This is a genomic window from Aestuariivirga sp. (assembly GCF_965227715.1).
Classification (GTDB): Bacteria; Pseudomonadota; Alphaproteobacteria; order Rhizobiales; family Aestuariivirgaceae; genus Aestuariivirga.
In genome coordinates this window covers 2,947,501-2,958,587 of record NZ_OZ245771.1, presented here as the reverse complement: position 1 = coordinate 2,958,587, position 11,087 = coordinate 2,947,501, and the positions used below count along the sequence as shown (strand labels likewise).

Genomic DNA, 11,087 nt, shown 5'->3' with positions numbered 1-11,087 from the left:
AATCTGGTTCCGTTTCAGCGTTCCTTAGCGCCCCAAGGCCCCGAGTGCAAAGTAGCTGTCCCGCCATCGCTTGAGCCCGCACTTCCCATATGGCCGCCATCGGGTATTATTGCGCTATGAAGACAGCGGTGAAGCGAAGCAGCCGCCGGCCCGTGAAGCGGGCGGGCACCTCGGATGAGCGTGTTCATCTGAACCTCCACAAGGCCATCATCGACCACCGTATTGCGCCCGGAACCCCGTTGCAGGAAGATGCGCTCGCCCAGGCCTTCGGCGTGAGCCGCACGGTGATCCGGAAGGCGCTGCAGCGCCTCGCCCATGAGCGGCTGGTGGAATTGGTGCCCAACAAGGGGGCCTTCGTGGCCAAGCCTTCGGCCGAAGAGGCGCGCCAGGTGTTCGATGCGCGCCGGGCGCTAGAACGCGTGCTGGTGGAGCGCGCGGTGGAGGCAGGCGGCGACAAGGACATCGCCGCACTCATCGATACCGCGCGCCAGGAAAAGAAGGCCGCCGACAAGGGCGACAAGGAAGAGCGCCTCAAGCTCTCCGGCGCCTTCCACTGCCAGCTGGCCCGCATCGGCGGCAATGAGGTGCTGACGGAGATCCTGACGGATCTCGTGTCCCGCACCTCCCTCATCATCGCACTCTATGAGTCACCTGGTGCAGTTCCCTGTTCACATGGCGAACATCTGGAGATCGCCACCGCCATCCGCCAGCGCAACCGCGGCCGCGCCGTTCAATACATGAACCACCATCTGCAGCACATCGAGGCGCAGCTGGACCTGAGCAATGCGCTGGTGAACGTGGACTTCAACCGCCTGTTCAGGAACGAGGCGCAGCCGGACTAGAAGGCGCATAGGCCGAAAGCACGCCCTTGTAAGGCTTGTGCAGCGGGAAGGCGAGGTCGCCCCGCTTGCTAGTGCGCAGCCCCAGCGACACCAAAGCCTCCGCGAACTTGACCGCGACGGTGACACCATCGATCACCGGCACGCCCAGCTTTTCCTCGAGATACTGGTTGAGGTCCGCCATGCCGGCGCATCCCAGGACGATGGCGCCGGACTTGTCTTCCAGAATGGCGCGCTCACATTCGGCCAGGATCAGCGCGCGGCTGTTGGAATCCGGATTTTCGAGTTCGAGCACGGGAATGTCGGTCGCCCGCACGCCGCGGCAATGATGTTCCATCCCGTAGTTCCGCACCAGGTGCTCCGATATGATGCGGGTGCGCTCCAGCGTGGTGACGATGGAAAAGCCGGTGGCGATGAAGCTCGCCGCATGCATCGCGGCCTCGGCGATGCCCAGCACGGGACCCGCCGCGATTTCGCGCGCGGCCAGAAGGCCGGGGTCGCCGAAACAGGCAATCACATGGGCATCGGCTTCGGGGCCTTCCCTGATGGCGTCGACCAGGCCAACTATGCTCATCGCCTCGTCATAATGGCCTTCGATCGAAACGGCGCCTGAGCGCGAGGTCAGCGCAATGATCTCCGTGCCGGGTGCTGCAACAGCAGCGGCCGCCGCAGCGATCCGCGCCGTCATGGACGCGGTCGTATTCGGGTTGATGATCTTAATTCTCATATCGCATCTCTGTTTCTGACGGCTGGCCGGTTCGCCAGGCCTGATCAGAGATTGGGCAGGCTGCCTGAAAACCGAGCCAAGTGTATACACTTGTGTTTTTTCATTGCATGTCCCGTCATTCGAGTCCAACCTGATTTCAATCCGGCTCGCCAGAATGAGACCGCATGCAATGCGGCGGCGCCGGGCAGAACGATGGGACAAAACGCCAGACCCGACAGGAGGACTCACATGACCATTCTCTCTCGCCGTGCTTTGATTGGCGCTGCCAGCGCACTCGCCCTTTTCGCAGGCGCTTCTGCAGCTGATGCCGCGGACGCAAAACTCAAGATTGGCTTCGTCGGCGTCACCAGCGGGCCCGCCGCCGCCTGGGGCACGTCCAACGTGCGCTCAATGCAGACGCTTGCCGAATGGTACAACGAGCTGGGTGGCGTCAAGATCGGTGACAAGACCTACGAACTCGAGATCGTCACCTTCGATGACCAGAAAGACCCCAAGCGCGCCGTCGAAGGCATGGAGAAGATGGCCCAGGAAGGCATTCATTATGTCGTCGGCCCCAATGTCGACGACGGAGCAGCCGCCGTTCGCCCGGTGGCGGAGAAGAACGGCATCATCTACTTCCCCTACGCCTTCCCGAAGGAGCTCTACGCACCGCCGGCCTCCAATGCCATCCTCGGCATGATCGCCAGCTATCAGTCGGGCCCCGCCATCTACAAATTCCTGATGGACAACAAGGGCGTGAAGAAAGTGGCCTTCGTGGCCGCCAATGAATCGGATCCCTTGAGCCAGCGTGACTCAGGCGTTGCCGCCGCAAAGGCGCTCGGCCTCGAGGTGGTGGCGGACAAGGACACCTACCAGAACGACACGCGGGATTTCACACCCGTGCTGACGCCGATCGTGGCGCTGAAGCCCGATCTGCTGGTTCTCTCAGGTGTTGCGCCCGCCAATGCGCCGCTGCTGATCCGCGCCGCGCGCGAGCTGGGCTATGAAGGCCTGATCTCGACGGAAACCGCGCAGGACGCCAAGGTACTGGAAGAGGGTGCAGGCGAACTGGCCAACGGCTTCATCTCCGTGGGCGGCGCTTCGACCCCTGCAATCGCCTCCGACCACATGAAGGAATTCGTGGAGCGCTACACCAAGAAGTTCGGCGAATACAATGACGAATCGAACACCAAGGTCTATGCGCTCGACTACATCCTCGAAACCATCAAGGCCAATCCGGCCGCTCTCGACAATGTCGATGAGTTCAAGAAGACGGTGGACAGCTTCGAGGCGCCGAACCCCTATCTGAAGGACCCTGCGGCCAAGCTCAAATATGTCGGCAGCACCTCCTTCGGCCAGAAGCGCCAGGTGGCGGTTCCGATGGTGGTCAACGAATACAAGGACGGCAAGTTCGAAACCCTCTTCGTCGGCACCGTCGATTGACGGCAGGCTGAACTGGGGCGACACAGGGGGTCCGGCCCGGCCGGGCCCCCTCGAGCTTTTCCTTCCAAGATCGGCGGCTGATGGAACAGGTAATCGCGAACGGTCTGTATCTCGGGGCACAATATGCCTTGATCGCGCTCGGCCTGACGCTGATCTTCGGGCTGATGAATGTGCTGAACTTCGCCCATGGCCAGATGTATGTGCTGGGCGGCTTCATCACCTACACCGTCTATGGCCGGCTGGGCCTGCCCTTTGCCGTGGCCGTCCTCTGTTCCGGCGTGACCCTTGCGGTGATTGGCGGCTTCATGGAGCGATATCTGTTCCGCACCGTCATCCGCCGCAGCCATCGGGAGGAGAGCACCATGATGCTCGCCGCCGCCACGGCCTTCTTCTTCGACGCCGTCATGCTGCTGGTGTTCGGCGAAAAGCAGCGCGGCGTTCCGAAGATCGTCAAGGGCGTGTTCAACGACTTCGGCGTCATCCTCCCCTATGACCGCATCCTGGTTGGCGCCATCGCCGCCGTGCTGATCCTCGGTTTCATCGCCTTCATGAAATATACCAAAACCGGCCGCGCCATGCGGGCCCTCGCGCAGGACCGGACGGCCGCACAGCTGATGGGCGTCCGGGTTGACCGCTACACCATGGTGGGCTTTGCCCTGGGTGCCATGCTGGCGGGCGTAGTGGGCGGGCTTCTCGTCTCCATCACCGGCGTCAATGCAGGGATCGGCGGTCCCATCTCCATCAAGGCCTTCATGATGATCATGATCGGGGGTGCCGGCGTGGTGGGCGGCGCCATTGCCGGCGGCTTCATCCTCGGCATGATGGAATCGGTTGGGCTCACCGTGCTGCGCGAATATGGCGACGTCACCTATCTCGTCATCTTCGCCGCCCTCATGGTGTTCCTCAGCATCAGGCCCAACGGCCTGATGGGAAAGCCCTGGGGTTGAACCGCATGGCTTGGAAACTCTCGGGCTTCATCATCTTCCTGCTCGCCGTCTTCATCGCCGTTCCAATGCTGATCGAAGCGACGGGCCGGACCGATCTCTATTACGTCTTCACCTCCGTGGCGCTCCTCTCGATTGCGAGCGCGGGCGTCTGGCTCACCTTCTACATCGGCCGCATCAACATCGGCCAGGGCGCCTATGCGCTGATGGGGGGCTACGTCTCGGCCATTCTCGTCATGTATTACGGCTGGTCCTTCTGGTGGACGCTACCTGTCGCCGGCATCTTCTGTGCGCTGGCCAGCATCCTGATCGGCTATCCCATCCTGCGGTTGCGCGGCGTCTATTTCGCCATGGTCACCTTGATCCTGACGGAGGTCATGCGATTGCTGGCGCTGGCCGTGCCCATCACCAATGGCGCCAAGGGCATTACCTCCATTCCGCCCCCCGGTCCCCTCACCCTGTTCGGCATCACGCTGGTGCCCGATTTTGCAACGCTCCAGAACCCGCGCATCGCCTTCTACTATCTCTCTGCCGTGCTGATGATCCTGTGCTTCGCCGCACTCTACCGGCTCGTCCACTCGCGCATCGGCCACATCTGCATGTCGCTGCAGCAGAATGAGGAGCTGGCCTCCTCGATCGGCGTCAACATCGCCGCGTTGCGCGTCATGGCCTATGCCATTTCGTCTTTCTTCGGTGGCTTGAGCGGTGCTGTGTTCATCGGGGCCACGCAGTCGATCTATCCGTCCAGCTTCACGGTGACGGACAGCGTCAACTTCATGCTCAACTGCTTCCTCGGCGGGCTGGGCTATGTGTTCGGGCCAATGCTCGGCACGCTCGTGCTCTATCTGGGCTGGAACCTGTTGTTCTCGACAGAGCAGTATCAGCTGCTGATTTATTCGGGCGTCATGATCATTCTCATGCTGGTGCTGCCCAACGGGCTCCTGAGCCTGGCGGCACTGAAGCGGAAGGGCTGAGAGCATGGGCCACATCCTCGAGGTCACGGAGCTGACCAAACGCTTCGGCGGCCTCACGGCCGTCAATGGTGTAAGCTTCGGCGTCAATGAGCGGGAGATCCTCTCCGTCATCGGGCCCAATGGCGCAGGAAAGTCCACCCTCTTCAAGCTGATCTCATCCTTCCTCAAGCCCAGCTCCGGCGAGGTGACCTTCAAGGGCGAACGGATTTCCAACCTCGCCCCGCATATTGCGGCGCGCAAGGGCGTGGTCCGCACCTTTCAGGAGACGACGATCTTCCGAAACATGAGCGTGCGGGACAATGTGATCGTCGCGCACCAGCTGCGCGCCAAAGCCTCCCTCTTGGGCTTCTTCATCGGCTCCGCCGAAGCCCGGCGCGATGAGGCCCGCTTTGCCGAGTCCGCTGATGAGATCCTGTCCTTCCTCGGGCTTGAGGGCATCGCCACGGAGCTTGCCCGCAACCTGCCCCATGGCCATTTGCGGGCCCTGGGCATCGCGATTGGCCTCGCCACCAGCCCCACGGTCTTGTTGCTGGATGAACCCTTCGCCGGCATGAACCATGATGAGACGATGAAGGCGGTCGCCATGGTGCGGAAGCTGCGGGACCGCGGCCTCACCGTGCTGCTGGTGGAGCATGACATGCCGGCCGTCATGAAGATTTCAGACCGCATCGTGGTGTTGAACTTCGGCGAGAAGATCGCCGAAGGCACGCCCGCCGAAATTCAGAACAATCAGCGCGTCATCGAGGCCTATCTGGGCGTCGAGGACGAGGCGATCGGACTTTGAGATGAGCCAGATCCTCGATTTCAGGAACGTCGATCTCTTCTACGATCACGTCCACGCCCTGCGGGACGTGTCGCTGAGCGTCAAGGAGGGTGAGACCGTGGCGCTGATTGGCGCCAATGGTGCCGGCAAATCCTCGATCCTCCGTGCCATCACCGGCCTGCGGCCGATCCGCAAGGGCGAGATCCTTTATAATGGGGAGCGCATCGATGGGCGCGATCCGGCGGATCTCGTCAAGGCCGGCATCGCCATGGTGCCGGAAGGCCGCCGCGTCTTCCCCTATATGTCGGTGAAGGACAATCTGCTGATGGGCGCCTTCACCCGCTCCGACAAGGCGGAAATCGCCCGCACGCTGGACATGGTGCTGACGCGCTTTCCCCGCCTCAAGGAACGCTATGGTCAGGGTGCCGGCACCTTGAGCGGCGGCGAACAGCAGATGATGGTGATCGGCCGCGCGCTGATGGCCAAGCCCCGGCTGCTGCTTCTCGATGAGCCCTCTCTCGGCATCGCCCCCAAACTCGTGCAGGACATCGCGCGCTCGATCGTCGCCATCAACCGCGACGAGGGGGTGAGCGTGCTGCTGGTCGAGCAGAACTCACGCATGGCGCTCCGCATATCGCAGCGCGCCTATGCCCTGACCACCGGCAGCGTCGCGCTCACCGGCAACTCCGCCGATCTCCTCTCGGATGATCGCGTAAGAGCCCTCTATCTCGGCGGCGAGATCTAGAGCGGCGGACGGCCGGTGTTTCGTTGCCGGGCTGGAAAGCGCCAGGGTGGACGTGCATTGTCCCAAGTCTGACAAGGGAAAAACCCGCCGTGACAGCGCTGCAGACCGCGCGTCTCACGATCAGCCTCTGCACTCCGGCAGATTTTGCAGAATTTATTGCATTGGAGCAGGACCCCGAGGTGATGCGCTTTCTCAACGGCGGCCGCGCGGTTGACCGCTCTCAAAGCCAGCCCGGCGAAGCATTTCTCAAGCCGGAAGGAACGGAGCCCTATGTGTGGACCGCGCGCCGCAATCTCTCGGGCGCCTTCGTTGGCTGGTTTTGCTTGTCAGATGAGGGCGGGAATAGCGCCGAGCTCGGCTATCGCCTGCGCCGCGCCGACTGGAGCCAGGGGCTGGCCACGGAAGGCGCCCGCGCCTTGATTGACTGGGGCTTCCGCAAGGCGGGCTATCAAAGGGTGTTCGCCAGCACCATGGCCGCCAACCATGGCTCCCGCCGCGTGCTCGAGAAGATTGGGCTTGCCCACACCCGCACCCTTTGCGTGACCTGGTCAGATCCGGGCCCCGGATATGATGAGGGTGAGGTGCTCTATGAGGCAACCCGCTCGCAATGGCTTGAGAGCAAGCGTTGAGCCGCTGCGCCGCGCGCCATCACATCGTACCCGGCAGCAATCCCATCAGCCCAGCGGGAAACAGGGGGATCCCACCTGGCCGGTCAAGATCCTCGAGGTCATACCAATCAGCCACCACCGCCGGGCCATCGTCTTCCACAAAGGCGAGCCCTGCTGCCGAAAGCAAATCCGATTCCGCATAAGAGAGGCTGAAGACGAAGACGATCTCATGCCCCGGAGCGCCCTCATGCGCAAAGATGTTTTGGAGAATCATGGGTGGACCGGAAGGGGTGACGGCCAGGCCCAGCTCCTCCCGGAACTCGCGGACAACAGCCTCTTCGGCCGTCTCGCCGAATGCCACGCTGCCACCCAGCGGCCGCACCCCGGTGAGCTGGCCAGCATCATCACGCACGCCCGCCGCAAGCAGCCGCCCCGCTCGCCACAACAGCCCTATGGCTTTGACTGAAATCTCGCGCGGGGGCCGCCATCTGCTCATGCCAATGCAGCTACAGCCTCGCCTGCAAAAGGCAAGAGCCCCGCAACGGCTCACCACCGGCAGGGCTCTTGTTTGGTTGCGGGAGCCAGATTTGAACTGACGACCTTCAGGTTATGAGCCTGACGAGCTACCGGGCTGCTCCATCCCGCGTCATGAACGCGAGGTGTATGTAGCAATGCCTATCCTGTTTGTGAACCCCTATAATGAATTTCTTTCTGCATCTTCTTATGCAGAGGGAAATGGCCTCGCTTCCATTTCACTGCCCGCCTGGCTGCGCTAATCTCCCCGCACATGACCGCTTCGCATGCTGCCCCTTCCGCATGGGCCACCGTTACCACTGTTTTCATCACCTTTGGCGTGGCCATCGGCGCATTGGCGGGCTCGATGCCCTCTGTCATGCGCAATGCCGGCATTGATGCGCAGACATTCGGGCTGGGCCTCACCCTCTCCACCTTGCTGACCGTCGCCGCAATGTCGGTTGGTGGACAGATCGCGCGCGTGGCCTCGAACCGCGCCGTTCTCCTGTGCGTGCTGCCGGTCTTTGCGATTGCCCTCTTTGCTTATTTGACGGCGGCAAGCCCCTGGTGGTTCTTCATCGCTGTCCCCGTCATGGGCTTCTGCTTCGGCCTCACCGACCTGTTCATGAATGCCGAAGCCGTGGCCCTCGAGCATGACATGCGGCGGCCGGTGTTTCTGGCCTTCCACGGCGGCGTCTCGGCGGGTGTGGGGGTGATGGCGGTCTCGGCCAGTTTCCTGTCGACGGAAGTCGGAACCTGGGCGGTGGGTGCTGCCGCAAGCCTCATGTTCGCCCTTTCCTGGACCATGGTATACCGGGCCATACCGGCGAGGCCACTGGCCAGGGGCAAGGCGGCGCACATCGGCACCTTGCCGAACAAAGTGCCGCTCATGCTGCTCGGCGTTGCAGCGGGTCTCATCATTGCAGCTGAAACCTCCGCCATATTGTGGTCCGCCAAGCTGCTGGACGATATGGTGCCGGCGCTGGCGGCAATCTCCGGCGTTGGCGCCGCCTTCTTCGGCCTGTGTAATGCTGCCGTCCGCTTTCCGGGCGACCGGATGCGCTCTCTTCTGGGCGATCTTCCGTTGATGTTCGGGTCGCTGGTGATCTCGATCGCGGGCTTCGCAGCGCTGGGCCTTTCGAGCCACTATGTGGTGAGTGTGCTGGCCTTTGCTTCGGTGGGCCTCGGCATTGCGCTGCTCATCCCCTGCATCTTCGCCATGTCTGCCAATCTGGTACCGGAGAACCGGGCAGGCGCCTTGAGCTTCGTCTCCATGTTGACGGCAATTCCCCGCGTCTTGACGCCTCTGGCCTTCGGCCTGGTCGCGGCCCGCTTCGGCACGTCCATTGCCTTCGGACTGGTCGCAGTGGGGCTCCTGGCAGCACTGGTTCTGGTCACCATCTTCTCCCGGCGGAGATGAACCATTTTTCGACGCCAAAAAACCCCGCTTGAGCATTTCTGCTTTTAGCGGGGTTTTGTGGGTTGTTTTGTGAATGAAGGGTATTTGTATTCTTCTGTCATTTGCAGGCCTGGCAGCGACCTACTCTTCCGCGTCTTAGGACGAAGTACCATTGGCGCTGGGGCGATTTACGGCCGAGTTCGAGATGGGATCGGGTATGGACGCCCCGCCAGAGCCACCAGGCCGGCGAATGACAGAAGGGTTTTTCGAGCACATATGTTTTTTGCTGGCGCGAATGCGGCAAGCCGCAAGCGCGCTGTTTTGCTGGCGCGAATGCGGCAAGCCGCAAGCGCGCTGTTTTGCTGGCGCGAAAGGGGCGGGCCCCAAGTGCGCTGTCTTTCTTGGATCTTGGTGTCCATTCACATGGACATTGATAATGAGAGCGATCAAGCCGATCGAACGATTAGTACCAGTAAGCTACGGACATTGCTGCCCTTCCACACCTGGCCTATCAACGTGGTCGTCTTCCACGGTTCTCAAGGGAGAACTTGTTTCGAGGTGGGTTTCCCGCTTAGATGCCTTCAGCGGTTATCCCGTCCACACATAGCTACCCTGCACTGCCGCTGGCGCGACAACAGGTCCACCGGAGGTGTGTTCATCCCGGTCCTCTCGTACTAAGGACAAATCCTCTCAATTCTCCTACAATCACGGCAGATAGGGACCAAACTGTCTCACGACGTTTTGAACCCAGCTCACGTACCACTTTAATCGGCGAACAGCCGAACCCTTGGGACCTTCTCCAGCCCCAGGATGTGATGAGCCGACATCGAGGTGCCAAACGATTCCGTCGATATGGACTCTTGGGAATCATCAGCCTGTTATCCCCGGCGTACCTTTTATCCGTTGAGCGATGGCCCTCCTCACGTGGGACCACCGGATCACTATGGCCGTCTTTCGACTCTGCTCGACTTGTTTGTCTCGCAGTCAGGCAGGCTTATGCCATTGCACTCGACGACTGATTTCCGACCAGTCTGAGCCTACCTTCGCACGCCTCCGTTACTCTTTGGGAGGCGACCGCCCCAGTCAAACTACCCACCATACACTGTCCCGGGCCCCGATAGAGGGGTCGCGGTTAGACATCCATGTCGCCAAGGCTGGTATTTCACATTGCGGCTCCACGAGAGCTAGCGCCCCCGCTTCAAAGCCTACCAGCTATTCTACACATGCCAGCACGAATGCCAGTGTAAAGCTATAGTAAAGGTGCACGGGGTCTTTCCGTCTGACCGCAATTACCCCGCATCTTCACGGGGAGTTCAATTTCACTGAGCCGATGCTGGAGACAGTGGGGAAGTCGTTACGCCATTCGTGCAGGTCGGAACTTACCCGACAAGGAATTTCGCTACCTTAGGACCGTTATAGTTACGGCCGCCGTTTACCGGGGCTTCGATTCAAAGCGTGAACCTCTCCTCTTAACCTTCCGGCACTGGGCAGGCGTCAGACCCTATACGTCGTCTTGTGACTTCGCAGAGCCCTGTGTTTTTGCTAAACAGTCGCTACCCCCTGGTATGTGCCCCCCGCCCCTGGTTGCCCAGAAACGGGGCCCTCTTATCCCGAAGTTACGAGGGTAATTTGCCGAGTTCCTTCAGCATCGTTCTCTCAAGCGCCTTGGTATACTCTACCTGCCCACCTGTGTCGGTTTCGGGTACGGGTTGATGTGGGGGCTATTTCCTGGAACGCATGCGCTGCCCTCCGAATCCAATAACATCGGACAGCTTCTTGCATTCGTCACCCACCACTAGCTCAGGAATATTAACCTGATTGCCATCGGCTACGCCTCTCGGCCTCACCTTAGGACCCGGCTCACCCTGCTCAGATTAACTTTAAGCAGGAACCCTTGGGCTTTCGGCGACAGTGTCTCTCACACTGTTTATCGTTACTCATGTCAGCATTCGCACTTCCGATACCTCCAGCTGCCCTCACGGGTCAACCTTCACAGGCTTACGGAACGTTCCGCTACCGCGCAGCCCTTGCGGACTGCACCCTAAGCTTCGGTATATGGCTTAATTCCCGATACATTTTCGGCGCAAAAACCCTTATTTAGACCAGTGAGCTGTTACGCTTTCTTTAAAGGATGGCTGCTTCTAAGCCAACCT

The 11,087-nt window shown here is 61.0% G+C and carries 10 protein-coding genes, 1 tRNA gene and 2 rRNA genes (1 of these 13 running past the window's edge); 8 read left to right on the top strand and 5 right to left on the bottom strand.

Annotated features, from left to right (window positions below):
- The first annotated feature begins 128 nt into the window (after positions 1-128).
- Entirely contained in the window at positions 129-842 is a 714-nt protein-coding gene (locus ACO06F_RS14075) for a GntR family transcriptional regulator (RefSeq protein WP_421693377.1), read from the top strand.
- Here the strand turns inward: ACO06F_RS14075 and ACO06F_RS14070 are convergent.
- Positions 817-1,566 carry an aspartate/glutamate racemase family protein gene (locus ACO06F_RS14070; RefSeq protein ID WP_421693376.1) on the bottom strand — a complete coding sequence of 250 codons (750 nt, stop codon included), beginning with the start codon at positions 1,564-1,566 and terminating at the stop codon, positions 817-819. The genes ACO06F_RS14075 and ACO06F_RS14070 overlap by 26 nt on opposite strands.
- Positions 1,567-1,794: 228 nt before the next feature.
- On the opposite strand from ACO06F_RS14070, the gene ACO06F_RS14065 reads away from it, so the two are divergent.
- The 6 genes from ACO06F_RS14065 (at position 1,795) to ACO06F_RS14040 (ending at position 7,043) form a co-directional block, all read left to right on the top strand.
- Positions 1,795-2,988: an ABC transporter substrate-binding protein gene (locus ACO06F_RS14065; protein ID WP_421693375.1), complete on the top strand. Its 1,194-nt coding sequence runs from the start codon at positions 1,795-1,797 to the stop codon at positions 2,986-2,988.
- Between the two features lie 80 nt (positions 2,989-3,068).
- Positions 3,069-3,935: a branched-chain amino acid ABC transporter permease gene (locus ACO06F_RS14060; protein WP_421693374.1), complete on the top strand. Its 867-nt coding sequence runs from the start codon at positions 3,069-3,071 to the stop codon at positions 3,933-3,935.
- A gap of 5 nt (positions 3,936-3,940) precedes the next feature.
- Positions 3,941-4,906, top strand: coding sequence for a branched-chain amino acid ABC transporter permease (locus ACO06F_RS14055; RefSeq protein ID WP_421693373.1), 966 nt, complete (start codon positions 3,941-3,943; stop codon positions 4,904-4,906).
- Positions 4,907-4,910: 4 nt separating this feature from the next.
- Positions 4,911-5,690: an ABC transporter ATP-binding protein gene (locus ACO06F_RS14050; RefSeq protein WP_421693372.1), complete on the top strand. Its 780-nt coding sequence runs from the start codon at positions 4,911-4,913 to the stop codon at positions 5,688-5,690.
- Between the two features lies 1 nt (position 5,691).
- Complete coding sequence (locus ACO06F_RS14045; protein WP_421693371.1) at positions 5,692-6,414, top strand: ABC transporter ATP-binding protein; 723 nt, start codon at positions 5,692-5,694, stop codon at positions 6,412-6,414.
- A gap of 89 nt (positions 6,415-6,503) precedes the next feature.
- On the top strand, positions 6,504-7,043 hold the full coding sequence (locus ACO06F_RS14040; protein WP_421693370.1) for a GNAT family N-acetyltransferase: 540 nt from the start codon (positions 6,504-6,506) through the stop codon (positions 7,041-7,043).
- Positions 7,044-7,062: 19 nt separating this feature from the next.
- On the opposite strand, the gene ACO06F_RS14035 is transcribed toward ACO06F_RS14040, so the two are convergent.
- Together ACO06F_RS14035 and ACO06F_RS14030 are read right to left on the bottom strand one after the other, a co-directional pair.
- The gene (locus ACO06F_RS14035) at positions 7,063-7,518 is read right to left on the bottom strand and encodes an NUDIX hydrolase (protein WP_421693369.1); all 456 of its coding nucleotides are present in this window, start codon (positions 7,516-7,518) and stop codon (positions 7,063-7,065) included.
- A gap of 73 nt (positions 7,519-7,591) precedes the next feature.
- Positions 7,592-7,668: transfer RNA gene (locus ACO06F_RS14030), tRNA-Met, on the bottom strand.
- A 141-nt stretch (positions 7,669-7,809) separates the two neighbouring features.
- Between ACO06F_RS14030 and ACO06F_RS14025 the strand changes: the two genes are divergently transcribed.
- On the top strand, positions 7,810-8,955 hold the full coding sequence (locus ACO06F_RS14025) for an MFS transporter (protein ID WP_421693368.1): 1,146 nt from the start codon (positions 7,810-7,812) through the stop codon (positions 8,953-8,955).
- A 107-nt stretch (positions 8,956-9,062) separates the two neighbouring features.
- Here ACO06F_RS14025 and rrf read toward each other — a convergent pair.
- A 5S ribosomal RNA gene (gene rrf, locus ACO06F_RS14020) occupies positions 9,063-9,177 on the bottom strand.
- Positions 9,178-9,376: 199 nt separating this feature from the next.
- A 23S ribosomal RNA gene (locus tag ACO06F_RS14015) occupies positions 9,377-11,087 on the bottom strand (it continues 1,039 nt past the right edge of the window).